General features: G+C 47.2%; 25 protein-coding genes. All 25 read right to left on the reverse strand.

The features are described from left to right. Positions 1 to 7: 7 nt before the first annotated feature. The 25 genes from csaB to upp all read right to left on the reverse strand — a co-directional run bounded on the left by csaB (position 8) and on the right by upp (position 26,302). A complete protein-coding gene (csaB, locus tag AC1DE7_RS21315; protein ID WP_477535126.1) occupies positions 8 to 1,189 on the reverse strand; it encodes a polysaccharide pyruvyl transferase CsaB in 1,182 nt (393 codons plus the stop codon). After that, the gene (locus AC1DE7_RS21320) at positions 1,165 to 3,186 is read right to left on the reverse strand and encodes a DUF5693 family protein (protein ID WP_339179885.1); all 2,022 of its coding nucleotides are present in this window, start codon (positions 3,184 to 3,186) and stop codon (positions 1,165 to 1,167) included. The genes csaB and AC1DE7_RS21320 overlap by 25 nt, the downstream gene beginning before the upstream one ends. Positions 3,187 to 3,403: 217 nt before the next feature. Then, positions 3,404 to 5,125 carry a phospho-sugar mutase gene (locus AC1DE7_RS21325; protein ID WP_477535127.1) on the reverse strand — a complete coding sequence of 574 codons (1,722 nt, stop codon included), beginning with the start codon at positions 5,123 to 5,125 and terminating at the stop codon, positions 3,404 to 3,406. 111 nt (positions 5,126 to 5,236) lie between these two features. Then, positions 5,237 to 5,668 (reverse strand): 3-hydroxyacyl-ACP dehydratase FabZ, encoded by a 432-nt coding sequence (fabZ, locus tag AC1DE7_RS21330; protein ID WP_062836974.1) that lies wholly within the window; start codon positions 5,666 to 5,668, stop codon positions 5,237 to 5,239. A 487-nt stretch (positions 5,669 to 6,155) separates the two neighbouring features. Next, positions 6,156 to 6,380, reverse strand: coding sequence for a DNA-directed RNA polymerase subunit beta (locus AC1DE7_RS21335; protein ID WP_017691949.1), 225 nt, complete (start codon positions 6,378 to 6,380; stop codon positions 6,156 to 6,158). A gap of 12 nt (positions 6,381 to 6,392) precedes the next feature. After that, positions 6,393 to 7,232: a flagellar hook-basal body protein gene (locus AC1DE7_RS21340; protein WP_076319216.1), complete on the reverse strand. Its 840-nt coding sequence runs from the start codon at positions 7,230 to 7,232 to the stop codon at positions 6,393 to 6,395. Between the two features lie 533 nt (positions 7,233 to 7,765). After that, positions 7,766 to 8,650, reverse strand: coding sequence for a flagellar hook-basal body protein (locus AC1DE7_RS21345; protein ID WP_076209801.1), 885 nt, complete (start codon positions 8,648 to 8,650; stop codon positions 7,766 to 7,768). 100 nt (positions 8,651 to 8,750) lie between these two features. Beyond that, on the reverse strand, positions 8,751 to 9,749 hold the full coding sequence (mreB, locus tag AC1DE7_RS21350) for a rod shape-determining protein (protein WP_036612542.1): 999 nt from the start codon (positions 9,747 to 9,749) through the stop codon (positions 8,751 to 8,753). A gap of 219 nt (positions 9,750 to 9,968) precedes the next feature. After that, on the reverse strand, positions 9,969 to 10,256 hold the full coding sequence (spoIIID, locus tag AC1DE7_RS21355; RefSeq protein WP_024632710.1) for a sporulation transcriptional regulator SpoIIID: 288 nt from the start codon (positions 10,254 to 10,256) through the stop codon (positions 9,969 to 9,971). A 170-nt stretch (positions 10,257 to 10,426) separates the two neighbouring features. After that, the gene (locus AC1DE7_RS21360) at positions 10,427 to 11,167 is read right to left on the reverse strand and encodes a M23 family metallopeptidase (RefSeq protein WP_036667765.1); all 741 of its coding nucleotides are present in this window, start codon (positions 11,165 to 11,167) and stop codon (positions 10,427 to 10,429) included. Positions 11,168 to 12,311: 1,144 nt separating this feature from the next. Continuing rightward, positions 12,312 to 13,652, reverse strand: a complete 1,341-nt coding sequence (spoIID, locus tag AC1DE7_RS21365) for a stage II sporulation protein D (RefSeq protein WP_405158030.1) — start codon at positions 13,650 to 13,652, stop codon at positions 12,312 to 12,314. 467 nt (positions 13,653 to 14,119) lie between these two features. Further along, positions 14,120 to 15,466, reverse strand: coding sequence for a UDP-N-acetylglucosamine 1-carboxyvinyltransferase (gene murA, locus AC1DE7_RS21370; RefSeq protein ID WP_017691942.1), 1,347 nt, complete (start codon positions 15,464 to 15,466; stop codon positions 14,120 to 14,122). Positions 15,467 to 15,988: 522 nt separating this feature from the next. Continuing rightward, positions 15,989 to 16,246, reverse strand: coding sequence for a DUF1146 family protein (locus tag AC1DE7_RS21375; protein ID WP_017691941.1), 258 nt, complete (start codon positions 16,244 to 16,246; stop codon positions 15,989 to 15,991). 606 nt (positions 16,247 to 16,852) lie between these two features. Continuing rightward, positions 16,853 to 17,257 carry a F0F1 ATP synthase subunit epsilon gene (locus tag AC1DE7_RS21380; protein ID WP_036612555.1) on the reverse strand — a complete coding sequence of 135 codons (405 nt, stop codon included), beginning with the start codon at positions 17,255 to 17,257 and terminating at the stop codon, positions 16,853 to 16,855. Between the two features lie 62 nt (positions 17,258 to 17,319). Then, positions 17,320 to 18,723, reverse strand: a complete 1,404-nt coding sequence (atpD, locus tag AC1DE7_RS21385; protein WP_047840699.1) for a F0F1 ATP synthase subunit beta — start codon at positions 18,721 to 18,723, stop codon at positions 17,320 to 17,322. Positions 18,724 to 18,818: 95 nt separating this feature from the next. Further along, on the reverse strand, positions 18,819 to 19,691 hold the full coding sequence (gene atpG, locus AC1DE7_RS21390; RefSeq protein ID WP_036612560.1) for an ATP synthase F1 subunit gamma: 873 nt from the start codon (positions 19,689 to 19,691) through the stop codon (positions 18,819 to 18,821). A gap of 130 nt (positions 19,692 to 19,821) precedes the next feature. After that, the gene (gene atpA / locus AC1DE7_RS21395) at positions 19,822 to 21,336 is read right to left on the reverse strand and encodes a F0F1 ATP synthase subunit alpha (RefSeq protein ID WP_047840700.1); all 1,515 of its coding nucleotides are present in this window, start codon (positions 21,334 to 21,336) and stop codon (positions 19,822 to 19,824) included. A 16-nt stretch (positions 21,337 to 21,352) separates the two neighbouring features. Further along, positions 21,353 to 21,901, reverse strand: coding sequence for a F0F1 ATP synthase subunit delta (locus AC1DE7_RS21400; protein WP_036612565.1), 549 nt, complete (start codon positions 21,899 to 21,901; stop codon positions 21,353 to 21,355). Next, positions 21,898 to 22,386 (reverse strand): F0F1 ATP synthase subunit B, encoded by a 489-nt coding sequence (atpF, locus tag AC1DE7_RS21405; protein WP_036612568.1) that lies wholly within the window; start codon positions 22,384 to 22,386, stop codon positions 21,898 to 21,900. Before atpF ends, AC1DE7_RS21400 begins: the two co-directional genes overlap by 4 nt. A gap of 113 nt (positions 22,387 to 22,499) precedes the next feature. Then, positions 22,500 to 22,724, reverse strand: a complete 225-nt coding sequence (gene atpE / locus AC1DE7_RS21410; protein ID WP_017691934.1) for a F0F1 ATP synthase subunit C — start codon at positions 22,722 to 22,724, stop codon at positions 22,500 to 22,502. Between the two features lie 78 nt (positions 22,725 to 22,802). Next, on the reverse strand, positions 22,803 to 23,621 hold the full coding sequence (atpB, locus tag AC1DE7_RS21415; protein ID WP_017691933.1) for a F0F1 ATP synthase subunit A: 819 nt from the start codon (positions 23,619 to 23,621) through the stop codon (positions 22,803 to 22,805). Between the two features lie 45 nt (positions 23,622 to 23,666). Further along, positions 23,667 to 24,044 carry an ATP synthase subunit I gene (locus tag AC1DE7_RS21420; RefSeq protein ID WP_017691932.1) on the reverse strand — a complete coding sequence of 126 codons (378 nt, stop codon included), beginning with the start codon at positions 24,042 to 24,044 and terminating at the stop codon, positions 23,667 to 23,669. Beyond that, positions 24,037 to 24,291 (reverse strand): AtpZ/AtpI family protein, encoded by a 255-nt coding sequence (locus tag AC1DE7_RS21425; RefSeq protein ID WP_017691931.1) that lies wholly within the window; start codon positions 24,289 to 24,291, stop codon positions 24,037 to 24,039. The genes AC1DE7_RS21420 and AC1DE7_RS21425 overlap by 8 nt, the downstream gene beginning before the upstream one ends. Before the next feature lie 185 nt (positions 24,292 to 24,476). Then, positions 24,477 to 25,634, reverse strand: a complete 1,158-nt coding sequence (gene wecB / locus AC1DE7_RS21430; protein ID WP_036667768.1) for a non-hydrolyzing UDP-N-acetylglucosamine 2-epimerase — start codon at positions 25,632 to 25,634, stop codon at positions 24,477 to 24,479. A gap of 38 nt (positions 25,635 to 25,672) precedes the next feature. Further along, entirely contained in the window at positions 25,673 to 26,302 is a 630-nt protein-coding gene (gene upp / locus AC1DE7_RS21435; RefSeq protein ID WP_017691929.1) for a uracil phosphoribosyltransferase, read from the reverse strand. Between the last annotated feature and the right edge of the window lie 321 nt (positions 26,303 to 26,623).

Raw genomic sequence — 26,623 nt, forward strand, 5'->3', positions numbered from 1 at the left:
CTTTATCTCATCCTTTGCGGCCTAAATAGTTAATAATCTGCTGTGCAGGCACTCTGGCTTCCTGCTTCAGTTGGGTGATGCCTTCTTCATGTTCCTTCAACCACTGTGAACGTTGATCCAGCAGTCCAACAACAGTCTTGGCGAGTTTATCTCCATCGAGTGTATCCGTATTTCCTGCTGGTTCACTGTCCAGACGAAGCAGGAATTGATCAATTTTCGGATCATACGAGATACCCACCGGAGGCACATATTGCGAAGCTGCATAGATCAGACTGTGCAGACGCATACCGATGACGAGATCACACTTGCTGACTTCCTCCAGCATAAGCTGAGGGTCGGTCAGATCTTCTGTGATGCTAATCTTGCTGCCTTTGCTGGTCACATCACCGAGCATTTCCATAAGGAAACGTGATGCCTGTTCATCCACTGGCAAATGAAATGGCAGAAAACGCAAGTGCACCGCTCTTTTGGAGCACAGCTTTTTTAATCCGGCGGCAATAGCCGTAAGTTCCTTCCGGTCTGACTCCCAGAAACGTACCGATACGCCGATCACAGGAAGCTTGGTATGTCCTCCAGTTGAAGGTTCCACTCGATTAGCTTGAGTAGTAGCATTTGCAGAGACAGCACCTGCGCTCCTCTCAACTTTTGTTTCAGGTAATGGCAAACCCATTACAGGGTCGGGTACAACATGGATCTGATTCCACTGTAACCCGAGCCCACGCAGGTAGTCTGCAGATTGTTCATCCCGAACGGATACATAGGTGCAGGCCTTAAAGACCGATTTGATCATCGGATTGAAAATTTTACGATTCACAGGGCCAATCCCCTGTGCATAGATAAACGTTGGTTTTTTCAGCCACTGGGCCAGCTTGATTACACCCAGATAATAAGGAATGGATTTCAGTCCAGTTGCATCCTGCAATAGACTTCCTCCGCCACTGATTAACCCGTCGCTCTCTTTGAGTGCTTCACGGACTTCCTTCAATTTCATACGATGCACGGAGCGCACACCGTACATGGCGGTTGTCGACTCGGGATCACCCGAGAGAACAATAGGTTCAATCGTTATGCTCGACCTTTGGCTTTCCTCTTCCAGCGCTGTCAAAATCGACTTTAGCACCGCTTCGTCTCCGCTATTGCGGAATCCGTAATACCCCGAGATGACTAACTTTTGAGAAGTGGTGACCATTTTTTCCAACATCCTTCCGCTACTTGCCACACACCCACAGCAATGATACCGAAGATTAAGCCAAGTCCCAATCCCATCACTCCACGAATGAGTGACAATACAGCCGGCGTATGGATATGCGCGAACGTATCCACCATGGACAACTGTCCAATCGCTGCAATAATGAGCACAAAGATGACTTTACGATATTTTAAAGCGGCGAACACGCCAACGATAAACAGCGGGTGTCCCAGCATAAATTCTTTGAATCTCGGTCGCACACCGAACGTATCTTCCAACACAACACGAAGGAACATCTCGAATGGTGTTACCGAACCCGAGTTGCCTGTACGACTCAAATAGTAATATCCAACAACGGCAGCAACAAGTCCCAGTACAACCATCACAACGGTAATCGGTGTACGAAGGATATTTTTAATTTGTTTAATGGAGAACGAACCCGCCCCCCGGTAAAACACAATATAGATCGCTACCAGTGCCATCGGTGCAAAGTGCAACAGACTCACGCCGCGGAACTGGTTAATCACCAGACTGTACGTAATACTGTTAAGCAATGCGATGACAAAAGGTACCGCCAGGAATGACAGAATCGAAGTTCTTACATATAAAACTAATGTCTGTTTCAAACGACGACCCGCAGATGCGTCGGGTTGACGCTGTTGCTGATAGTTCACTGTACGAACGGCCAGCACCATCGCTATGGTCGGCGCGGCGATTGCCACAAGCAAGGCAATTCCTTGCTCCAGCAGCGTTGGTTTCAAAAGGAACAATCCTGCACTGCCCACCAAAGCGACCACAAATGCGATCAAAGTCAGTAGTGGGATAAAATAAGAAACCATAAGTGCAATCATGGCAATTGCACCAACAAGAGCAACCAGCTTGGCATAACGCTGAATCGAAGAATCCTTAACTGTAAATGCTTCAGCTTGTCCTAACTCGAATCCATGCTTCGCCATGCGTTCTACCGCATGACCCGGCTCACCCAGACTATTGATCAGATTCTCAATTGGATCTGTAATCATAGCCTTTGCTGTATTCCGGCTTGGCGATGCATTCATATAGAGCATACGAATATTGCGATCCTTGGTTGCGAGAACAAAACGGTCAGCAATCGTGTCTACGTCCAGATTGGCATCTCCATCACTAAGCGAGTACAGACGCGTAACGTTGTAATCCGTTTTATATGCAAGGGTCTGGAATCCAGACTGCGGTTTCTTCAAGTTCTCAATGGCTGCAAGACCAATATTGTGCTTGTTCAGCAACTGTGCAAATTGGTCGAGACTTTTCATCTCTGCATTATCATTGTACCCTTTCACAGCATCACCATCAAACAAGATGCGCTTTACGCCATTCTCTTCGAAGAAGGTAAGCAAGCGCTCCATCGATTCCTGGCTGTATGGCACACTGTCCGAGATCCGCGGCAAAATGTAGAACCCTTTATCACGTAGCATCTTCACGGCAACCGGATCGGGCTGCAAAGGCTGCATGTTGGCATTCTCCGGAGGAGTCTGCAATATTAAGCCGCTACGACCTTCATATTCCCATGGTACTACCGGAATCTGCCGATCAGCGAACGTTTGTTCAATAATAGGGGTATACGTCTGTGCGTTTTCCTCCGATGTAAATAACACATACGTGTAATTTGCATTAGAAGGGATCACATCTTTGGTCAGGTTCGCGAGATCCTGGCCGTTATATACCATTAGTCGGCGTGTCTTTCTCAGCTCGTCCAATGTACTTTCGAACACAGCCATCGTTGTTACGCCTGCGTCTTTTAGACGAGTCAATTGTTCATTCATGAAATCTTGCGGATGTGCCTGATAGGCGGAAATATCCAGCAGACCTCGATAGTTGAAGACAAGCTCCACCTTTTTGGCAGAAGATTCTGTCTGCACCCGATCACTGATTACAGGGATGGACGCGACCAGACCGATGATAACGACGAGCCACAACCACTTCCGAGAAGCGTTATTCCAATAAAGCCATTTTTGACGCACTACATGTACCTCCTCAAGTGTTGGAACCAAATGCACGTTCAGCTCAAGTAATTCGTTCATTTAACATTCATACAATAGGTTACAAACAGCTTGTGTCAACAAGCCCTCTTATATGCCAGATCCATCTGTAATATTATTTCAAAGAAAAACCCCTCCGCCAACCAACCTTACGGTGCGGAGAGGCCTTCTCATGTTCTTGCTCATTGTTGCATTCGTATTATTGTGCGTCTACACGCGACATCACTGTAGTCACCAGACGCTCGATCCAGCTTTCCGCATCTTCCAAATTCTCTCCACGCACGGCGAAGTATACTTTGATCTTCGGTTCTGTTCCTGAAGGGCGCAAGCAGAACCATGAACCGTCTGCCAAAATGAACTTCAGTACGTCCGCCTTCGGAAGACCGTCCAGACCAAGGGAGTAGTCCAGTACATCTTGTACAGCAATTCCCGCTACTTCTTGTGGCGGATTGGAACGCCAGTCCGTCATTTTGGCTTGAATCTGAGCCACGCCGTCTTTGCCTTTCAGCGTACGGGACTCCAGCTTCTCCAGGAAATATCCGAATTGGTTGTACAGCTCTTGCAAGACATCATACAACGTCTTGCCTTGGCTCTTATAATACGCAGCTGCTTCAGCAATCAGCATCGAGGCAAGGACAGCATCCTTGTCACGGGCATAGTTACCGGAAAGGTAGCCATAACTCTCTTCATATCCGAACAAGAATGTATGACTGCCTGTTGCTTCGAACTGGTTCATTTTTTCACCAATATATTTGAAGCCCGTCAGTGTGTTCATCACTTCTGCACCGTAATGTTCAGCAATAACAGCACCCATCTCACTTGTTACGATTGTTTTGACAACCGCACCGTTGCTTGGCAATGTACCCGTCTCTTGCAGGCGACTGAGCAGGTAATGTACCATAATGGCACCAGACTGGTTACCGGACAAGACGAAATATTTGCCATCATTGTCTTTCACGACAGCACCCATACGGTCTGCATCCGGATCTGTTCCGATCAGAATGTCAGCACCCACGGATTCTCCCAGCTTCATTGCAAGCGTAAACGCTTCGCGTTCTTCCGGGTTAGGGGATTTCACAGTAGAGAACTCAGCATCTGGTTGTTCTTGTTCAGCCACAATGTGCACTTGCTCGAATCCGATCTGCTCTAACACTCGACGTACAGGGATGTTGCCCGTTCCGTGCAGCGGTGTGTAAACGATTTTAAAGTCACGGCCTATGCCGGATTGGATCAGCTCGTGGCTCAGACTGCGGCTTGCTACGGTATCCACAAACGCTTGATCTTGGTCTTCACCCAACCAGATCAGGAGCCCTTGAGCTTCTGCTTCTTCTTGCGTCAGCTTTTTCACGTCAGCAAGGGAAGGCACTTCCTGGATGTACTGAATGACTTTTTCAGCTTCATCCGGTACCAATTGACCGCCCTCATGATTGTATACTTTGTAGCCGTTATATTCCGGTGGGTTATGGCTCGCTGTTACAACGATCCCTCCAGTTGCCTTCTGATGACGCACTGCGAATGACAGCTCAGGAGTTGAACGCAGGGATGGGAACAGCTTGGCTACAATGCCGTTTCCAGCCAGTACAAGCGCAGCATCCAGTGTGAATTCAGGTGAGAAATGACGGGAATCATGAGCAATGACAACAGAAGGTTTGCCTTCTTGGTCACCATGCTGCTCAAGCAAATAACGCGCAAATCCTTGCGTTGCCCGACCTACGGTGTAGCGGTTCATCCGGTTGCTTCCGGCACCAATGACTCCGCGCAATCCACCTGTACCAAACTCCAGGTTTCTGTAAAAACGTTCCTCCAGCTCTTTCGGCTGATCCTGCAAGTCACGAAGCTCCTGTTTCGTTGCTTCATCAATCGAAGCATCCTCCAACCATTGCTGCAACGTCTCTGCTGCTGCTGTGCTTAACTGTTCCATTCCGATAAACCCCTTCCGTCTATATAAATTCAGGTGTGCTGAGTTACTTCAACATCTTGCATCATTCGGTCCGTCTACGTTCCTGCATGATGTCAATGCTCACGTATGTAATCAGCTTGGGTCTGACAGTGCAAACATAATCTCGCCTTCAGCGACCACTTTGTCGTTCACTCGGGCAGTTGCTTTACCTTTACCGATAGAACCCTTCAGACGTGTAATCTCCACTTCCAGAATCAACGTATCTCCGGGCACAACTTGTCCACGGAATCGGAAGTTGTCCAGTCCCGCCAAAAATCCGATTTTTCCTTTGTTAGCTTCCAGGTTCAACATAGCCGCTGCACCAACCTGAGCCAATGCTTCGGTGATCAAAACACCCGGCATTACCGGATACTCAGGGAAATGACCGATAAAGAATGGTTCATTAATCGTTACATTTTTCAAACCAACCGCACGTTTGCCATCTTCCATCTCCAAAATTCTGTCCACCAACAGGAACGGCGGACGATGCGGGATAATTTCTTGAATCTGTTTGATATCGAGCACAGTGTAATCTCCTCTCAGGATGTTTATATGAGCGTTCTTCATCATGGATTTTTCATGTGCGCATAGGTGACCGTTACGGTTACGGATCGTTCTTTCGATCGCTGTTGTTTCCTAATGTTTCTGAACTATTTTTCAGATGGATAACATTAGGAAACAAAGGCGAGCGCTTCGCTTCTTTCGAACGATTCCGTTCCCTTCACTGACTTTAGTGCGGACATGGAAAACCTGATTATGATCAAGTCGAAGCTCATATAAAAGGTTTTTAATTTTAAATTTTGTATGGAAAGCATATTTTCGGTTAACACTAGTTATATCCTTCATGACTGCAGTAGTGAAGGTTAAGATAAGGGGTCTCTCTTCGCGATGACGAATGTCTTTCGCAGGGGAGGCCTCTTTTGTGACGTCAAACGTCATCCATCATTATACTGTTTTCAACGTCAAAAAGAAAACTCCTGCCTGCGCAGGAGTTTTCGCTTAACTCGTTACATTATGGAGCGAATACCAGATTATATACATGTTCCCATGTACTCCATTGCCATACGGAACCGATATCCTGTTTGCCCAGTACCACATATCCAGCTACCATTCCGCCAGCGAGGGCAAGAACAAGCAGGACCGGAACCAGGAACCATCTTGCGATGCGCCATCCACTCTTCTTCTTCTTGACTTCCTTTTTCTCCGGCTTACTGTTCTGCTGCTGTGTTTCTGTCATCACATTCACCTTTTACGCTCTCATATTGTTGGCAAGACCCAACATGGAATCACTTGAAGTTAGCGCCTTTGCCGCCAGCTGATATGTCCGCTGTCCTTGCATAAGCAAAGACATCTCCTGTGTCAGATCAACGTTGGATTGCTCCAGAAATCCTGGTCGGATCAAGGCCGCTGCTTGACGTGTAGCTGCATTAGCGCCAAATACATCATCTTCGGTTAATCCCGCATCCAGACCAAACAGGTTATCCGCAAACTGCACCAGCCCCTCAGGACGTTCAATGTCTACCACTTGCAGCTGTGCTCCAATGGTTGCGTTTGCCGCATTACCGCGTCGGATTAACAGGTTGCCATTTTCATCAAAAGCAACTTTGCTATTATTCGGTGCCGTAATACGATTGCCTTGACGATCCAGGGCAAAGTGGCCTTCGCCATTGACCATCACCATCATATCAGGTGAATTCGGAGTAGGCTTAGGTCTTGTATCAGGTACAAAATGAAATGCACCCTGACGTGTCCACATTTTCTCCCCATTCGCTTCAACTGCAAACATCGCATTTCCTTCAATGGCCAGATCGGTCGGAAGACCAGTCTCGTTCAAGGGGCCTTGAGACATATCCTTCGTTACATCTGCCAAACGAGCACCAAAACCGAGGTTATATCCCATCGGTGTGGAACGCCCATCCAGTTTGTACTTGTCCGGTTGTTGTTGAACCCGGGTTAGCACATCCTCGAAGGCCGCTTGTTTGCTCTTATAGCCTGCCGTATTCACGTTGGCAATATTATCGGAAATGACATCCAGACGTTGCTGTATGGCAGTCATGGAAACCTTGGCACTAATCATGGAATTATTCATTGGTGGTATACCCTCCCTTGTGTCCTGTCCACCCTCCCAAACCCTCCCTAGTAGGGAGGGCCCCAGATGGCGCTGCCCTCTGGACTCCCGAAACAGGCGGATTAGGTAAGTGGGGTACGATCTTGCTAAGTGACGGTGGTGTGTGTTCGCCGCGACTGCCCGACTATGATTCCCGCCATCGTTTCACATGGCTGAATCATAGTCGGGCACGCTCTTTATGCGGCGTGTAGCTCCGCGGGGTCTCTTCCTTGCTTTGCTCCGCAAAGGACTGTCGAGACCGTCGCTGCGCTCAGGTACTGCCACGCATTCCTCGCATAGGCTCGGCTGCGTCTAGGCTCTTGCGCTCCGCGGGGTCTCTTCCTTGCTTTGCTTCGCAAAGGGCTGTCGAGACCGTCGCTGCGCTCAGGTATTGCTACGCATTCCTCGCATAGGCTCGGCTACGTCTAGGCTCTTGCGCTTCGCGTGAGCCTCTCTGCTTTGCTACGCAAAGGGCGTTTGGCTCTCCGCTGCGCGGTTATATTTAAACGTCGGCGTTATACACGCCCGACTTCATTGACGGCTTTATCAAGACTGCGGTCGTAGAATTGTACGACCTTCTGGTTCGCTTCATACGCACGGAATGCAGCGTTCATATCAACCGTTGCCTGTGAGGCATCAACATTGGAACCTTCCAGGTAACCCTGACGGATCTGCACATTATCACCGGCAGCCATCATCCGGGACGTTGCCCCGTTTGCATCGCTGAGACTGAAATTGCCATTACCTTGACGAACCAGTTGATTCGGCTGGTCAATGACACTAATGCCAAGAGTAACCCCTGTTGGTGCACCCGTTGCTGCATCTACCAAACGGCCTTGCTCATCCACTTTAAATTGCTCCACAGAACCTGTCAACACTACAGGTTGTCCATTATTATCCAACACTTGTGAACCTGTTGAACTCAGCAATTGTCCCGTTCCAGTGATCTCGAAGTGACCATCGCGTGTGTATCCGGTGTTACCTTCTGCATCCTGAACTGTAAAATACGCCTGAGGCTGGTAAGTCACCGTGCCGTCGGCCCGTACAAATTTGCCTGATGCGTCAAACGGGACAGGTTGTCCAGTCTGCGGATCATTGACAGTCATATTGGATGAAATGGAAAAATCATTTTTCTGCCCAGTCTCCATAATGGTCCCCTGCAAATTCATGGACAAACTCTCTTCCGCGAACACCCCCGTGTTCAGCTTGCCCAGCCGCTTTGTTGGAAGATTTGCATCTCCGCCCACCAAAGTAATGAGCATTTCCGGGAAGGAACGGCTTACGCTGTTCACCTGTTTATATCCCGTGGTGTTCATATTTACGATATTCTGTGTTGCTGTGTCATGGCGGCGTTGTTGCGTAATCATTCCCGCAGTAGCGGTGTACAGACCTCTTAACATGAATTAACCCCTCTCCTCAAGCGCTTGACCTGTCACAGGTTGGCTGCTTGTCCGTTCTGCTTTCCGAGCATGGCGAACCTTTGCTATTTATATCGGCAGATTAGAACTTTTTCTTAACCACCTGATCCAAATTATTAAGCATTATGCCTGTCCCCTTCACGACACAGTGCATTGGATCTTCCGCCACCCATACCGGTACATGCAATTCATTGGACAAAAGCTCGTCCAGTCCGTTCAGCAATGCACCTCCGCCAGTCAATACAACACCACGGTCGATAATGTCCGCTGACAATTCAGGCGGTGTACGTTCCAATACCGATTTGGCTGCCACGATGATGGATTGCACGGAATCCCAAAGTGCTTCCTGTACTTCATTTCCCGATATCGTTACGGTAACAGGAAGGCCGGATACCATATCGCGTCCGCGAATGTCCATCTCTGTTTGATGTCCACCCGGATGTACGGTACCAATCGCAATTTTGATGTCTTCAGCGGTCCGTTCACCGATCATGAGCTTGTACTTGGCTTTGATAAACTTGATAATGGCTTCGTCGAACTTGTCCCCTGCGACTTTAATAGAAGAGGCGGTGACCACGTCGCCCATAGAAAGGACTGCAACGTCAGTCGTACCGCCGCCGATATCCACGACCATATTGCCGCTCGGCTGAAAAATATCCATTCCCGCACCGATCGCTGCCGCTTTCGGCTCTTCTTCTAGAAACACTTCTTTGGCACCACTGCGTTCTGCCGCCTCACGGATGGCCTTCTGCTCCACGGAAGTAATGTTCGTTGGTGCACAGATCAAAATTCGAGGGTGGCTGTACCAGCTTCTTGCACCCACACGATTAATGAAATGTCTGAGCATCGCTTCTGTAATCTCGAAATCCGCAATAACGCCGTCACGCAGCGGTCTAATGGCAACAATGTTACCTGGAGTACGCCCCACCATACGACGCGCTTCTTCCCCAACAGCAAGGACACGCTTCGTATCTCTTTCAATGGTCACGACGGAAGGTTCATCGAGGACAACCCCACTTCCTTTCACGTGAATAAGCACGTTGGCCGTGCCAAGATCAATACCGATATCCTTGCTAAACATAAAAGAGCCCCCAAAGTGATATTATTTGGTCAGCGTATCCTGTGAAAAAGAGTCCCTTATCACGTCACCGCTCGTTCGACAAAGTGCAACATATATATGTAAAAATCGGGCTGATAAGATGTCATAATTCGATCCTGTACCAGCATTTAACATATCATACTTCAGGGGAGGGATTCAATGCATGTGTGAGCTTTTTGGCCTACGTCTTTGTGAAGATGCTTACGATTTGGCGGAAGCCAACACCTCACGTTTCTTGCCACTCGTTTTTTTGTATTTAATTTTGGTCGCTTCACCGCCCCGCAAATGGCGGATAGACTTGTGATACTCCAAAATGTGTTTCACCTGGTCAGCAAGATCAGGGTTGATTTCCGGCAGACGCTCCGTCAGATCCTTATGCACAGTACTCTTTGACACGCCGAATTCTTTGGCTATGGTACGGACCGTATTCCTCGTCTCAACAATGCAGCGACCAATTTTGATGGTCCGTTCCTTGATGTAATCGTGCACGCTCCCGCCTCCCTACTGTGTGGATAGTTTGGTACATTATATGAGGAGCATGCCTATATATTCGCGGTTTAGAGGTGTGACAAGCTTCGAAGGTCCCATTATTTTCTGAAAAGCACAAAAAGAGCAGAGGTTTAACCCCCTGCCCGTCATGTTGCTGCGGTAAAATTCATTTATTTTTCCGGAAGATATCCTTGAGGGTTAACCGGCTGTCCGTCTTCGTACACTTCAAAGTGAAGATGGTTGCCAAGCGTTTTACCCAATTCATTGACGCCAGCGGATGCAATCGCATCTCCCTGTTTCACTTCGTCGTCCTGTTTCACTTTGACGTCTGCCAAGCTTTGGTACACCGTCTTCAGGTTATCGCTATGTGTGATTTCCACAACTTGACCTGTGAGCGGATTTTGCTCAACCCGGGTAACTTTACCGGCGAGTGCTGCTTTGACTTCAAACGTTTTGTTATCCCCACGTGCCAGATCCACACCCGTGTTCGGGATGAATGTATCATTGTACTGCACCATTGCCGCTTCATGTTCCTCGGTTGAAGCTTCGCTATCATAGAAAGGTTTCACTACCGAAATTTCGGACGGTACCGCTACCGGCCATACAAAATTCTCCGACTTTGCAACAACTTCCACACTTTCTTCTTCTCCACCTACTGCTGTTCCTTCTGTACCCGCCGATGCGCCTGTTTCTACTACCCCGCTAGCAGGGTCCGAGTTTAGCGTTTTGTCGCCTGTGCCCTGATAGACCCACACTAAGGTTAGTATAATGCCTGCTGCTGCGATGTAGGCTGCCGGGAAGACCCAGCGTTTGGACATTGCTCTTTTCCATGAAGAGGGCTGACTAGCCGGTACTCCTTGAGTTGTTTTAGGAGTTTCTTCTTGGTTTGTTTTTTTGTTTTGTTCATTCATGTTAATCACCTCAGTAACAAGTGTTACCGGGTGCAACTCTTTTATACACGCGCGACTCTAATTATTTTCACGGAGGTTTCAGAGAGTGCTATATATGTGAAGGGTGAGTGGTTAGTGCGTGCGCCGCTTCGGGGCCAGAAAACCTTTCGACCGCTGGTTACTACCAGATTTCTTCTATCACCTTCTTCAAAGGTGAAATCCGATAGTAAAGGCGGACACTTCGTTTCTACAGGTCTTTTCTGTCCCCTGCGCTCCCCATACGCTAGCACTCTCCTCATATATAGCCGAATCTCGAAAGCTCCGGAATGGTGAAATCCGATAGTAAAGGCGGACACTTTGTTTCTACAGGTCTTTTCTGTCCCCTGCGCTCCCCATACGGCTAGCACTCTCCGCATATATAGCCGAATCTCGAAAGCTCCGGAATGGGTGTTGGTAGACTGGTCCGGATTGCCTGTAGAGGCCAATCCTTCTATGAGGTGCATTTATCGGTGAGAGAAAGGATATAGGATGTGACTGGATAATGCAGATTTAAACCGCCCAGGTTCTTTGAAAGTGAGATGTGAGATTAGAGATAGACAAAGCGCGCCAATACTGAATGTTCCATCTAACATCTTGATTTGAAAGAAGCTAAATCATGAATGGTTACAGTATAGTTAGAAGTTGCTTAGTAGACAGGGAACATAAATCAATTTTTTAACCTTAGGGCTTGGAAACTTAATTTCAACGTTCTGGTTCTGGTTCGGCTTGCTTATTGCGAATGAGCATGTAGTGAATGGCAGTATCCTCCATTTTGTTAATGATTAGATTATAAAATATTTCTAACGAACTCAGACGGCCTTATTGGCGGGGAAATCGCGGCTTAGGAATTCTAACGAACCGTAGACACACTAATTACTCTTTAGGGCGCTATTATTGGATCAGTTCGGTGGTATATCGTGATATAACGTGTCTGAGATTCGTTAGAATTTCCATTCGTTGTGATAACGCCCAATAAGATCTCTCAGATTCGTTAGCACGCAATGATATACGGAGAGTCTGATGAGTTCCAAACCAAAACTGCTCTCATTCACATACATTTGCATACATTCGCACATACTCCTACTCATTCGAATTATTTCGCTTTATCCATCCGTGTTCATCTCTCCTACTTCGATGCAAGCATCTTGGATGCCTGTCCGAATGAAATGCCGGTATAGTAGTGTTTGAGAATTTGGGTGGCCGTGTGTCCCTCCTGCGCCATGCCGTTTGCTCCCCATTGGCTCATGCCAACCCCATGACCGTAACCGTACGTTGTAATCTGGATTTCGTCACCTGTGGTCTTCCAACTGAACTGGCTGGATCTTAATCCAAGCAGTTTACGAACCTCGGGTCCGCTGAATGTCTCACCTGCGATCTGCATTTCCTTAATCCGATGTCCTTTGGTTGTAGACAATACTTCCATCCACGATCCACCCTTCTGTGCGGTAACCGGAATAGCATCCAAGTTTAACTTCTGCAGAATATCATTACGCTTCATGGTGACGGTCTGCTTGAATCCTGGTGCCAGGTTTTTGTCCCACGGACTGTCTACACTTTGCAGATACGGCACGGCGTTCCCCCATACATCCTCAGCATTCTCGGTATACCCATTACTTGTGGAAAAAAAGGATGCGGTGATTGCCTTGCCCTGATATGTCATCACCGTATCTCGACTTTCGCGCACAGCCTGTTGCAGCTTCTCCCATTCCTTCGCCTTCCCTAGACGCGTCCAATCCGATTCCACCTGATCTGGCGGAATAAACACCTGATGGCTGACCGTATCCGTCACATCCGCCGCACCTGATGGAACACCGCTTGTATCACTCGCAGCTAACCTACGCACGATAAATGTACGAGCAGCTATTGCCTGCGCCTTTAACGCCTCCAGTCTGAATTCCGCTGGCATCTCAGCTGCCACAACCCCGGTAACATAGTCTTCCAATGGCAGATTCATCGTTGTGCCCGTTGCAGACAGGTATACGCGCACTTTAGGTTCAGGGTACGTAACAGGAACGGCTGGCGCAGGAGCTGGGGTTCTTGTACTGCTTGAATCTGTTGGAGCAGGGATCGGCTTTGGTGATTCACTTGTCCGCGGCCATACCAGAATTACCGGAATCAGTAACGCCATTGCCAATAAGGCAGATACAGCGGCAGCAGGTTGCCATCGCGTCGTATTACGTCCCCATCGGGGTTTTCGTCCAAATGTCCGCATTCGGCGACGCTTCACTCGGCGGAACTGGTCCAGCTCAATAACAGGTATATGAATATGCTCGGTTGTCTGTCGGTTCAGTTCATCTGCCGACACCCGTCCTGGATTGGATAATCTTGCAGGCTGTGATGGAACAGTCCTCAGGTTCAATGGGGCAGGCTTGTCTTTTTCCACTCCAGAAACGATATTTCCCTCCGGCTCTTGCATACCTGGACGAGGGACAAGGGGTACCTTTACCTGTACACGAGCTTCTTTCATTCGAATATAACCCTCCGTTATCTATGGCCGGTCATGTGCCGGTCGTGTTGTTCAAATCCATAGTTTAGGTTATGAGCTGGCTTGATCTGATAGAACCTGATTTGAGAGAAACGAGGCCCTTTTCGTTCTGTTCAATTTCTTGTTTTCTTTTGCTATCTACATCTTAGAAACGTTGACCTGTCGCTGTATACCGGTGTTTAGCTGGATCCGACACCCATATAAAGTATGCTCTTTCATTTGGTTCAGAATCGATACAGAATACGATGTTATGCTATACAAGTTAGGACCAGCTATTAATAGAATCAGGTATCAAATATCTCGTTGTCTTCTTAAAAGTAAACACAAAAAAAGCCAAGCCAGATGGCTTAGCTTTATCATTTTTGACAATCACGTTCCATCGCATTCATAATCCACACAACTGTGTGACTTATAATAGAGGGACCATATTTTTTCTATTCAATCCAGTGTTAAGCCAAAGTTGGTTGCACCTTAAACATCGGTACTTCTTTCTCCACTTTTTCACTAGGTGCTTTGGTTGCTTCCAGCTTAGGCTCATCAACCGAGATCCGATAGATGTCAGCGCCAAGTCCATTAAGCTTCTCAGCGAGATGTACATAGCCACGGTCGATGTGATGAACACCGCCCACTTCCGTTGTACCTTCAGCAACAAGACCTGCAATAATGAGTGCGGCACCCGCACGCAGATCGGTAGCCGTTACTTTGGCACCCTTCAGTTTGGCATTACCTGTGACGATGGACGAACGTCCTTCAACTTTGATCTCCGCATTCATCAATTGGAATTCATCCACATGCATGAATCGGTTTTCAAAAACAGTCTCTGTCACGACACTTGTTCCTTCAGATGCAAGCAAAAGTGCCATCATCTGGGATTGCATATCTGTCGGGAATCCTGGGTATGGTAATGTTTTCACATCCACAGCCTTAAGAGGGCGATCTGCGATTACACGCACGCCATTCTCATCCGGTTGGATTGTAACACCCATCTCTTCAAGCTTCGCGATAACGGAGCCTAAATGATCAGAGATTGCACCTTCAATGTACACGTCACCACCCGAAATTGCAGCAGCAGCCATATACGTACCAGCTTCTACCCGATCCGGAATAACGGTGTGTGTAACACCTGTCAGTTTCTCCACACCTTCAATGCGGATCACTCCAGTACCAGCACCACGTACGATGGCACCCATCCCATTCAGGAAGTTGGCAAGATCCACAATCTCAGGTTCTTTTGCCGCGTTCTCCAGAACAGTTACACCTTCGGCCAATGTTGCAGCCATCATAATATTTTGAGTGGCACCTACGGAAGCCACATCCAGATAAATTTTCGCGCCACGCAACCGACCTTGGCTACGAGCTTCGATATAACCTTGGCCCAAGCTGATCTCTGCGCCCATGGCTTCAAAACCTTTCAAATGCTGATCAATAGGCCGTGTACCGATGGCACATCCACCAGGAAGTGAGATTCTTGTATGACCCATACGAGTCAACAAAGGCCCCATGACCAGGAAAGACGCCCGCATTTTACTTACCCATTCATACGGGGCTTCACAGGAAGTAAGTTTCTCCGCATTTACGGTAATCACTTCGTCCCGGTATGTAACTCCCGCTCCCAGCGATTCCAACACCTTGTTAATCGTCATCACATCGTCTAGAGGAGGCGCGTCAATAATAACGCTTTGTCCTTCTTCCCCTAAGAGAGAGGCAGCGATGATCGGAAGAACAGAATTTTTAGCGCCGCTAACTTTGACACTTCCGGTCAACCTTTTGCCACCGCGGACGATAAATTTGCTCATCATGGTTCCCTCCGCGCTTTTATTCCCTTTTCTTCATTCCGGAATACGTAAGCCCCACTATGCTAGAAAGGACTGTTGCTGTGTGTGGAATTTCGACATATTCTGGCATATTGCCACAGATGTCTGTTCAGAAAAGAATTGGTTTTTATAATCCATATCAATGATACCATGTGCCGTGCATCTTGCTATTCAGCATGTAAAAATCAGTGTCTTACAAGCCAGCAGAGCATCAGAACAGACAGAGTGGGATGGTTATTAGCCGGCATGAACCGGATATCCCGTTTATAACTACAAAATAAGTGAACAATTGTGAATTCCCTAACTTCCATCATAACATTGTTGAATTGTACGATACAAGCATTTTTACATAAAACATCTCAAATTCATCCAATTTTACGTCACATTTTTTTCTTAATTTCTTTACCGACAACTCATACTCTAATTGTTAACACAATTAATCGATGTTATTCGACAATGAGCAGCTTGAAGAACCTAACAGATGATTAACCAACCATCTCAACATTAAAACAAATTACGCAACATTTGAGTCCAGGACAAGTAGTCAATGACAAAGCCAGCAACGGCATGCCCCAAAATGATGGCGAGCAACAAATGCAACAGTCTTCCCTGAGCACCTCGTGGTTGCCTGATGATTAAATCCAGTTTGAGATTTGTCAAAGCCCACCAAGACAACGCAATACATAACAGGGAGACGATGATTGAGACCAAGCCATTGGTGCTTAACGCTTGGTTCACCTGATTCGTCAGATCAGTATCCATATATTCTTTACCTCCACATTTGTTGCAGCGATCAGCATATCATATGCCCGGCACCCATAACTTGTTAGTATACTGGAATGTCTTAAGCACAACATACTGAGCGTACTGTCAGATTTACTCCTGCCAGGCAGGAATCTCCTGATGCCCAATCACCGAGCAGCAACAATGCGGCTGTGCATGACTATGGAATCTACTACGCAGCTTCCTGCTTCTGCTGACTCTATGGAATATAGGCTCTTTCATCATACATTGTCAATTACATTGATTTCCACTTCTAAAATATTTTAATTTTAAAATGCCGGGATTTTGTGACTAAAACGACATAAAAGAGCGCTATTTCGATATCGATTCTGTCATTTCCTCGGAAATAATTTAAATTTACTCATGAAAAAAATGGTTCTCTTAGTGGTAAATGCGCCCACTACTTTAGTCCTACATTCTATTCAAATAATCATAATCGGTGAATATTTTGCTTAAAATACTTCTGTTTACTGAAGGGATAGGATGGATTTGTGGTCAGCCCTTTTGATATATTCGATAAAACAATTCTATTAAACAAACTCAAAAAAGCCCGGCAGACTAAGCCGCCAGGCTTCAAAGAATCGTTTATTTGCCGAACACATTAATCCGGTTAACCGCTTTTTGCAGCGCAATCTCTGCACGACGGTGATCAAAGTGGTCCTGATTGCTTTGGCTTGCAAGCCGACGTTCTGCCCGCTCTTTCGCCGCACGCGCACGATCCACATCAATGCTTTCCGGGAATTCAGCACTCTCTGCGAGTACAACAACCTTATCTTTACGAACTTCGATAAACCCGCCACCGATAGCAACTCGTTTATTTTCTTTTCCGTTATGGATATAGATTGGTGCAATCTGCAAAGGTGTAACCATAGGAATATGACCTGGCAGAATGCCCAGTTCCCCTTCAATACCACGAGCCGTAATGCTATTCACCTGTTCTGAATAGACCAAACGCTCGGGTGTTACGATTTCCAACAAAAAGGTGCTCAATTCCATCCCTCCTGAAATATCCGAAGGATAGCCCGCTTCATAAGGACAATCCTGGATTCAGACTAAACCAGTGTTTTGGCTTTCTCCACTGCCTCTTCAATTGTACCAACAAAGAGGAAAGCTGCTTCCGGAAGATCATCATACTTACCTTCGAGAATCTCTTTAAAGCTGCGCACCGTTTCTTTAACTGGAACGTATTTACCCGGAATACCGTTAAATGCTTCAGCAACGTGGAAAGGCTGGGACAAGAAACGTTGGATTTTACGAGCACGGTATACAAGCGCTCTATCTTCTTCACTCAACTCGTCCATACCCAGGATTGCAATGATATCTTGCAATTCATTGTAACGTGCCAAGATACGTTTAACGCCTTGAGCTACGCTGTAGTGTTCTTCACCTACAACTTCAGGGGACAAGATCCGGGAGCTGGAAGCCAGTGGATCTACCGCAGGGTAGATACCCATCTCGGAAATTTTACGCTCCAAGTTCGTCGTTGCATCCAAGTGGGCAAACGTCGTTGCAGGAGCCGGGTCAGTGTAGTCATCCGCAGGCACGTAGATGGCCTGGATGGATGTTACAGAACCTTTTTTCGTTGATGTGATACGTTCTTGCAGTTGACCCATTTCTGTTGCCAGCGTAGGTTGGTAACCTACCGCGGAAGGCATACGTCCAAGCAAGGCAGATACTTCTGAACCCGCTTGGGTGAAACGGAAGATATTATCGATAAAGAGCAACACGTCACGGCCTTCTTCATCACGGAAGTATTCCGCCATCGTCAGACCTGTGAGGGCTACACGAAGACGTGCGCCTGGAGGCTCGTTCATTTGTCCGAAAACCATTGCTGTTTTGTTGATAACGCCGGAATCACTCATCTCGTGATACAAGTCATTACCTTCACGTGTACGCTCACCAACACCCGCAAATACGGAGATACCGCCGTGCTCTTGTGCGATGTTGTTGATCAATTCCTGAATGGTTACCGTCTTACCTACACCGGCACCACCGAAGAGACCGATTTTACCACCTTTAGCGTAAGGAGCGAGCAAGTCGATAACTTTGATTCCTGTCTCCAGCATCTCTGCTTGGGTAGTCAGTTCATCAAATGCAGGTGCTGAACGGTGAATCGGGTTCTTGTGCTCAGCAGCTACGGCACCGCCAGTATCAATCGCTTCGCCGAGTACGTTAAATACACGACCCAGTGTTGCTTCTCCGACGGGTACAGAGATTGGTGCTCCTGTATCTAAAGCTTCCATACCACGAACAAGTCCATCCGTGGAGGACATCGCAATACAACGTACTCGGTTGTCACCCAGATGTTTCGAAGCTTCGAGTGTAAGGTTTACACTAACGCCGCTCTCACTTACTGTAGTGATCGTAATGGCATTGAGGATTTCCGGCAGACCGCCGCGATCAAACTCGACGTCAACAACCGGACCCATGATGCTCACAACGCGTCCTTTGTTCATCTTAACGTTCCCCTCCTACAAGCCTGCTACTTTTGCAAAAATAATGTACCGTTCGTTTATCTTTGCTCTGCAAGCCTTCATTAATAAAAAAACGGTTAGCCTTGTGCTGCGTTGGCACCTGCCACAATTTCCGTAATCTCCTGCGTAATCGCCGCTTGACGGGCACGGTTGTATGTCAATGACAAGTCGTTAATGAGTTTGGATGCATTTTTGGTTGCATTACCCATTGCCGTCATTTTCGCGCCGAGCTCACTTGCCTTACCGTTCAGAAGTGCACCATAGATCAGCGTTTCCGCGTAACGCGGAAGCAAGACCTCAAGTACAGCTTCAGCAGACGGCTCGTATTCGTAGCTTGCCGTTGGTCCTTCCGCAGCAGTTACCTCAGGTGTTTCCATCGGAAGAAGTTTTTCTACCGTAGGAATCTGGGTCAACGCATTCACAAAGCGGTTATAACAAATGTACAATTCATCAAATTCAGCCAGTTCAAACCCATGAACAGCCTCGTGTGCGATGGATTTGATGTCTGCAAATGAAGGCGAATCCGACAGATCCGTTGTTGTGGATGCCATCGCAATTTCACGACGTCTGAAGTAATCGCGTCCTTTACGTCCAATGACGAACAATTCGTAGTCATCCTGGGAGTTGTGGCGTTCTTTGAGCGTCTGATTAACCTGACGCAAAACGTTCGCATTGTATCCACCTGCAAGACCACGGTCCGATGTAATGATCAGGTAAGCTGTCTTTTTGACCGGACGGCTCTCCAGCATCGGATGCTGTATACCTTGCGTGCTTGATGCAATACTAGCTACAACTTCTTTCAGTTTCTCCGAATAAGGACGGGCTGCTTCCGCTTTTTCCTGCGCTTTACGCAGTTTTGCAGCAGCTACCATCTCCATTGCTTTGGTGATCTGCTTGGTGCTTTGTACGCTTTTAATTTGCCGCTTAATTTCGCGCATGCCTTTTGCCATGATTTCACCACCTTAAAGTTTTGACAAAGTCAAAACTACATCGTAAGCATCATCTTTTTTTGACAGAGTCAAAGTATTACATGCAGACATGCGGAATCGGTTAGACAACTCCGCACCTGCAATCATTTATTTAGACAGAGACAGCAAAGCTCTTTCTGAACTTCTCAATTGCACCTTTCAGTGCATTTTCGTTGTCTGCAGTCAATTCTTTAGTATCACGGATGGATGCAAGAATCTCCGGATGGCTGCTCTCCATGAACGCGAGGAACTCACGCTCGAAACGAGTAACATCACCTGTTGGAATCTCATCCAGGAATCCTTTAACCGCAGTGTACAAGCTGACAACCTGTTGTTCTACAGGCAGAGGCTGGTTAACACCTTGCTTCAGGATTTCCATCATACGCGCACCACGATTCAGGCGGGCCTGAGTCGCTTTATCCAGATCGGAACCGAACTGGGAGAACGCTTGAAGCTCACGATATTGAGCGAGGTCGAGACGCAGGGAACCTGCAACCTTTTTCATCGCTTTGATCTGAGCAGAACCACCGACACGGGATACGGAAATACCTACGTTGATCGCCGGGCGTTGTCCAGCATTGAACAAGTCAGCTTCCAGGAAGATTTGTCCGTCCGTGATGGAGATTACGTTCGTTGGGATGTATGCAGATACGTCGGAAGCTTGTGTTTCAATAAACGGCAGTGCGGTTAAAGAACCACCACCAAGTTCATCATTCAGCTTCGCAGCACGCTCCAGCAAACGGGAATGCAGGTAAAAGACGTCACCCGGATAAGCCTCACGGCCCGGTGGACGACGAAGCAACAAGGAAAGCTCACGATATGCAGAGGCTTGTTTGGTCAAGTCATCATAGATAACCAGAACGTGCTCGCCTTTGTACATGAAGTACTCACCCATCGAACAACCGGAATACGGTGCGATGTACAAGAGTGGTGATGGATCGGAAGCTGCTGCAGTTACAACTATTGTGTACTCCATTGCGCCTTTACGACGAAGAGTTTCCACAACTTGAGCAACCGTAGACTGTTTCTGACCAATAGCCACATAGATACACTTCATGCCGCTACCTTTTTGGTTCAGGATCGCATCAATCGCGATGGATGTTTTACCTGTTTGACGGTCACCGATGATCAACTCACGTTGTCCACGACCGATTGGAACCATTGCATCAATGGCTTTGATCCCTGTTTGCATCGGCTCATGAACCGATTTACGATCCATTACGCCTGGTGCTTTACCTTCAACCGGACGGAATTCCGTTGTAGCGATTGGCCCTTTGCCATCTACAGGAATACCGAGCGGGTTCACAACGCGTCCAATCAATGCTTCGCCTACAGGCACTTGCATGATTTGACCAGTACGTTTCACTTGGTCACCTTCACGAATATCGTAGTAAGGTCCCAGGATAACGACACCGACATTGCTTTCTTCGACGTTCATGGCGAGTCCCATAACACCGCTTGGGAATTCAACCAACTCGTTGGACATGACGTTCTCAAGTCCGTAAACACGAGCGATACCATCACCAACCTCGATTACCGTTCCGACTTCGACTACATCGATATCGGTCTTGTATTGTTCGATTTGGCTCTTAATTAATGTACTGATTTCTTCTGGTTTGATACTCAAGTGTCCTCACCCCAATCTACTGTACTCGTCTGTTAAAAGACTGCTCAAGACGTTCGAGCTTGCCAGCCAAGCTGCCGTCATAGATCGTATCGCCAATGGCGACTTTCAATCCGCCCAGCAGAGTCGGATCAACAATGTTCTCGATACGAATCTTTTTATTCACACGGCCACCGAATTCACGGGCTACCGCTTCTTTTTCTTCATCATTCAACGCATAAGTCGAGTAGACACGCGCATCAGCGATGCCCAGCGACTCACCTTGGATCTTCCGATAATCATTCAGCAAGTCTCCCAGCAATTCAACGCGTCCGCGCTCAATCAACAACAAGACTGTACGAAGGACTGAATCGGATACCTTGCCATCAAGACTTGAGTGAATCACGTTCTGCTTCGCTTCATCAGAAATGTTAGGGGATACGATAAATTTCTCGATATCTGCATCTCCGGTCAATGCACTGACTACTGCAACCAGTTCCTGTTCAACCTCAAGCACCTGCTGTTGCTGAAGAGCAACTTCGAACAATGCTTTCGCATAACGCTTGGCAACTATCGTATCGCGGCTCATTGTCGGCCTCCTACCTCATTGAGGTATTGGTTCACAAGCTCTTCTTGTGCAGGACCGTTCTCAACTTCTTTTTTGATCAACTTGGATGCAATCTGAACGGAAGCTGTACCCAGTTCGCTGCGAAGTGCTGCGACTGCTTTGTTCTTCTCGCTCTCGATTTCGCGTACTGCATCGTCTTTCAGACGATTAGCTTCAGCTTTTGCATCAGCCAAAATCGATTCAGCTTGTTTGCCACCTGTTTGTTTGGACTGTTCAATGATGTCGTAAGCATCTTGGCGTGCTTGTTCAAGAGCTTGTTTTTGTTCCTCCACATAGGCAATGGCCTGTTCCCGAGTCTGTGCAGCCTCATTCATCTGCGTCATCACGAGTTCACGACGTTTTTCCATAATGGAGAACAAAGGCCCGAAGGCATAACGGCTAAGCAGCCAATATAAAATTGCAAATGCAACAATCGCAAGAAGCGTATTTTCCCATATGAAACTCAATCTGTTCACTCCTTCCTGGAGGTATCCTTGAAACGTCATCCGTTAGAACGGACATTACCTAAAAAGAAGGCGCGGATGGCTATGGCCTTCCCCGCCAAACCTTTAAAATTTGATTAAGCCATACCGTAGAACATGAACGCGAGTACCACACCGATGATCGGCAATACCTCGATCAAACCTACACCGATAAACATTGTTGTTTGAAGAGTGGATTTTGCTTCCGGTTGACGGGCAATACCTTCCACCGTTTTGCTGATTACCATACCGTTACCAATACCTGCGCCAAACGCGCCCAGTCCTGCAACAATTGCTGCTGCGATTAATGCCATTGCTCCCATTTGTATATCCTCCTTAAAATGATAAATCGAATTTTTTATTGTTCAGCCTGGTGAAGAAATCTTCGTAGGGCTTGAAACTTAATGCTCGTCATGCGTCTCGATGCTCTGTGAAATGTACACCATCATCAAGATAACAAACACAAATGCCTGGATCGCGCCGATAAAGATACTAAAGCCTTGCCACACCATAAGTAGCGGAATCGCTGCAATAGCACCAAACACTTTGAATGTGGTCAGTTTCAGGATCGTTGCGATCAGTACCTCACCTGCAAAGATATTCGCGAATAAACGCATACCGTGTGTCAACAGCTTGGATGCCGTCTCAATCAAGTTGATTGGCAAGAACAAGGCGAATGGCTTGAAGTAATGCTGGAGATACCCTTTCGTGTTACGGAACAATCCAAGTCCATGAGATACAAGGAACGCTACGAGAGCAAGTCCCATCGTTACAGACAAGTCGGCTGTTGGTGATTTCCACCAGGCCAGTTCAACGTGTGGGTGTGCTTCAGGGTCCTTGGCATGCGCTTTTTCAAACGCCTCCACCGCTGTAACAATCGGCTTACCGAATACCTGTGCCTGATTAACATCTGTTACCTCAGATACAGCCACGAGCGGAAGGCCGAGCATGTTCCCTACAAAAATGAACATAATCATGGAAAGAGCGAGAGAGATAAAATGTTTACCTTTCTTCATATCCATTGTACTGGAAATCAGATTGCGGACGAATTCTACTGCCCACTCCATAAAATTTTGCAGCTTGCCGGGATTTTCAACGGATAATCTCCGTGTTGCCAGTACAGCAAAAATAAAAACAATTGCACCTGTAACTACCAGCATCAACAGAACCGATAGATCCAGTCGAAATCCGCCAAGCATAATAATTGGAGCTTCATGCATATTTTTCTCACCCCTTTCTCGACTTGAAAGCTGCAGCCCTTAACATCATTCTGCTCTGCGGGAATAGACAATCCCTATAATCAATAAGGAATATTGTGCAATGACGAGACCGCCTGCAACCGCATATGTATTGAAGTACTGCGGAAAGCGCATCGATATGAATATACCGAGCACAGCGAATGCCGCTCTTGTCAAAAATCCCAAGTTGACACGCTTCAAGTTACCTTCTGCCGCATCATCAGACATTTTCCTTACTTTGTAGCCCAGGTAAAATGCATTGATCCAGCTAACTCCTGTACCCAGGGCCAGTCCCAAAGCAATTGTCTCCACACGTGGCATAAAGGCCGCTGCGAGAAAACAAATCATAAGAAAGTACATGACGAAAACAGTCATCGATCTGCGGTATCTGGTTAGTTCACTCATCACTTTCCCCCATGATTTTTTTCGCGATAAAGTAGATGCTTACACCGCCTGCCGCAAGAAAAAAGAGAACGCTTACGGCGATCCATATTCCGTTACCTCCGATGGTCTTGTCCAACCAGGAGCCAGCGTAATATCCGGCAACAGCGAGAATGGCAATCTCGATCCCAAAAGCTGTCACGAGTCCCATCGCTTTCCATACATTATCGTCATGGTTACGGGATGAATTTGGTTTGTTCGAATCGGCCATTTTCCACGCCACCCTTGCAATCCCAGTTAATTTTACTGAATGATGAGAGCCTTTGTCAATTGAATGATTTTAGCGTTTTAAAGGGGGAAACGACGGGAATACAGACCCTCAAAGCCCATAAACCCGCGTAAACCGTACAGTTTAACTGTATGCTTGCCCTTTATAAATCCGTCAGAAAAAATGTATTATTTTTTGAATTTTCTGTGAAATGATTCCGGACGCTCACTATTTACACCGAAATGATGCAAAATCGCATTGACAATTCTTTCCGAAGCATGTCCATCACCGTATGGATTGGCAGCCTGGCTCATGCTTGCATACAGGGTTTTGTCTGTAAGCAGAGCTTTGGTCCGTTCATACACACGTTCCTCTTCGGTACCTACCAATTCCAGCGTTCCGGCTTCAATACCTTCCGGGCGTTCTGTTGTATCGCGCAATACGAGCACAGGCACACCAAACGAAGGTGCTTCTTCCTGCAAACCGCCTGAATCGGTCAAAATCAAGTGAGTGTGCGGGTAAAAGTTATGCAAATCCACCACGTCTAGTGGATCAATTAATTGAATACGGGGATGATTCCCCAAGATCGCGTGAGCCGGCTCCTTCACAGCAGGACTTGGATGCACCGGGTACACGATGGCAATATCTTCGAATTCGTCGGCAATCCGTTTGACGGCCTGGAAAATGTTGCGGTGAGGCTCGCCTTGAGATTCACGGCGATGAGCTGTCATCAGCACAAGGCGTTTGCCTTGGGCCCAATCAAGTACCGGGTGTGTGTAGTCCTCCCGTACAGTATATTGAAACACATCTGTTACCGTGTTGCCTGTGACGTACGTACTAGACTCCGATTTATTTTCTTTGGCAAGATTGGAAGAAGACCAATCCGTAGGCGCAAAGTGTAGATCAGCCAGTACTCCCGTCAGCTGACGGTTCATCTCTTCCGGATATGGAGACAGCTTGTTCCATGTCCGCAGCCCCGCTTCCACATGTCCTACCTGAATCTGTTGCAAGAATGCTGCATAGCTCGCTACAAAGGTAGTTAATGTATCCCCGTGAACCAGTACAATATCCGGCTTAGCTTCGGCTAACACTGGCTCCAGACCGCCAAGCACACGAATTGTGATTTCATTCAATGTCTGACGGTCCTTCATCACATCCAGATCATAATCGGGATGAATGTCGAAAACTTCAAGTACCTGATCCAACATCTGGCGATGCTGCGCAGTTACGCAAACAATAGATTCAATAGACTCAGGGTGTTTCTGCAATTCCAAAATAAGCGGAGCCATCTTGATGGCTTCCGGACGCACCCCGAAGATCGTCATGACTTTAATTTTGTTGGACATTCGAGCAAAGCCCCTTTTCTACTCCGCATGCAATATGCTTATTTAGTGCCGTATAGACGGTCTCCTGCATCTCCAAGCCCTGGAACGATATAACCATGATCATCCAGACGATCGTCCAATGCTGCTACATAGATGTCCACATCGGGATGTGCATCTTGCACAGCTTTTACGCCTTCCGGTGCTGCAACCAGGTTCATCATTTTGATTTGGGTACAGCCACGTTTTTTGAGCACGTCAATAGCCGCAATTGCCGAACCACCCGTTGCCAGCATCGGATCAATTACAATCAATTGACGCTCTGTTACATCTGTAGGCAGTTTGGTGTAGTATTCTACCGGTTGCAGTGTTTCCGGGTCACGGAACAGACCCACATGTCCAACTTTTGCCGCTGGCAACAATTTCACAACGCCATCCAGCATTCCGAGTCCTGCGCGCAGAATCGGCACCAGTCCGAGCATACGTCCAGAGATGACTTTACCTTGTGTTGCAGCTACAGGTGTCTGTACATCAATCGTTTCCAGTTCAACATCTCTTGTAATCTCATAAGCCATCAACGTTGCTACTTCATCCACCAATTCACGAAAATCTTTCGTATTCGTACGCATGTCGCGTATAAACGTCAGTTTGTGTTGAATCAAAGGGTGATCACATATTACTAATTTTCCCATCTAATTTGTCCCTCCGGTAAGTTCTTCATGTTCAGCATTTCCAAATATACCTAGCCACCATTCATGGGCTCGATAAATCCTGTATATTATATCATCACCAACAACGAATTACACCATCAAAGGGCACCCAATCATTACAGATTACCGAATCCTATAAAAAACAGGACCGGAAAATGATCCATCCGGTCCTGTTTTGCTCTTGCTGTTATGTCGTTGAGTATGTTCAAAAACGTGTAAACACTAATGATGCTCCGCAAACCGAATGACCTTCCGATCGCTGTTATCCCCAGATTTCTTTGATCCAATTATAATTGTTGAAAT

Source organism: Paenibacillus sp. 10L310, assembly GCF_056395745.1.

What these genes read in the sequence shown, in the direction of transcription:
- csaB (WP_477535126.1), bottom strand. Translation starts at nt 1,189, where the DNA reads ATGGTCACCACTTCTCAAAAGTTAGTCATCTCGGGGTATTACGGATTC.
- AC1DE7_RS21325 (WP_477535127.1), bottom strand. Translation starts at nt 5,125, where the DNA reads ATGGAACAGTTAAGCACAGCAGCAGCAGAGACGTTGCAGCAATGGTTG.
- AC1DE7_RS21335 (WP_017691949.1), bottom strand. Translation starts at nt 6,380, where the DNA reads ATGACAGAAACACAGCAGCAGAACAGTAAGCCGGAGAAAAAGGAAGTC.
- AC1DE7_RS21340 (WP_076319216.1), bottom strand. Translation starts at nt 7,232, where the DNA reads ATGAATAATTCCATGATTAGTGCCAAGGTTTCCATGACTGCCATACAG.
- AC1DE7_RS21345 (WP_076209801.1), bottom strand. Translation starts at nt 8,650, where the DNA reads ATGTTAAGAGGTCTGTACACCGCTACTGCGGGAATGATTACGCAACAA.
- mreB (WP_036612542.1), bottom strand. Translation starts at nt 9,749, where the DNA reads ATGTTTAGCAAGGATATCGGTATTGATCTTGGCACGGCCAACGTGCTT.
- AC1DE7_RS21360 (WP_036667765.1), bottom strand. Translation starts at nt 11,167, where the DNA reads ATGAATGAACAAAACAAAAAAACAAACCAAGAAGAAACTCCTAAAACA.
- spoIID (WP_405158030.1), bottom strand. Translation starts at nt 13,652, where the DNA reads ATGAAAGAAGCTCGTGTACAGGTAAAGGTACCCCTTGTCCCTCGTCCA.
- murA (WP_017691942.1), bottom strand. Translation starts at nt 15,466, where the DNA reads ATGAGCAAATTTATCGTCCGCGGTGGCAAAAGGTTGACCGGAAGTGTC.
- AC1DE7_RS21375 (WP_017691941.1), bottom strand. Translation starts at nt 16,246, where the DNA reads ATGGATACTGATCTGACGAATCAGGTGAACCAAGCGTTAAGCACCAAT.
- atpD (WP_047840699.1), bottom strand. Translation starts at nt 18,723, where the DNA reads ATGAACAAAGGACGCGTTGTGAGCATCATGGGTCCGGTTGTTGACGTC.
- atpG (WP_036612560.1), bottom strand. Translation starts at nt 19,691, where the DNA reads ATGGCAAAAGGCATGCGCGAAATTAAGCGGCAAATTAAAAGCGTACAA.
- AC1DE7_RS21400 (WP_036612565.1), bottom strand. Translation starts at nt 21,901, where the DNA reads ATGAGCCGCGATACGATAGTTGCCAAGCGTTATGCGAAAGCATTGTTC.
- atpE (WP_017691934.1), bottom strand. Translation starts at nt 22,724, where the DNA reads ATGGGAGCAATGGCATTAATCGCAGCAGCAATTGTTGCAGGACTGGGC.
- atpB (WP_017691933.1), bottom strand. Translation starts at nt 23,621, where the DNA reads ATGCATGAAGCTCCAATTATTATGCTTGGCGGATTTCGACTGGATCTA.
- AC1DE7_RS21420 (WP_017691932.1), bottom strand. Translation starts at nt 24,044, where the DNA reads ATGAGTGAACTAACCAGATACCGCAGATCGATGACTGTTTTCGTCATG.
- AC1DE7_RS21425 (WP_017691931.1), bottom strand. Translation starts at nt 24,291, where the DNA reads ATGGCCGATTCGAACAAACCAAATTCATCCCGTAACCATGACGATAAT.
- wecB (WP_036667768.1), bottom strand. Translation starts at nt 25,634, where the DNA reads ATGTCCAACAAAATTAAAGTCATGACGATCTTCGGGGTGCGTCCGGAA.
- upp (WP_017691929.1), bottom strand. Translation starts at nt 26,302, where the DNA reads ATGGGAAAATTAGTAATATGTGATCACCCTTTGATTCAACACAAACTG.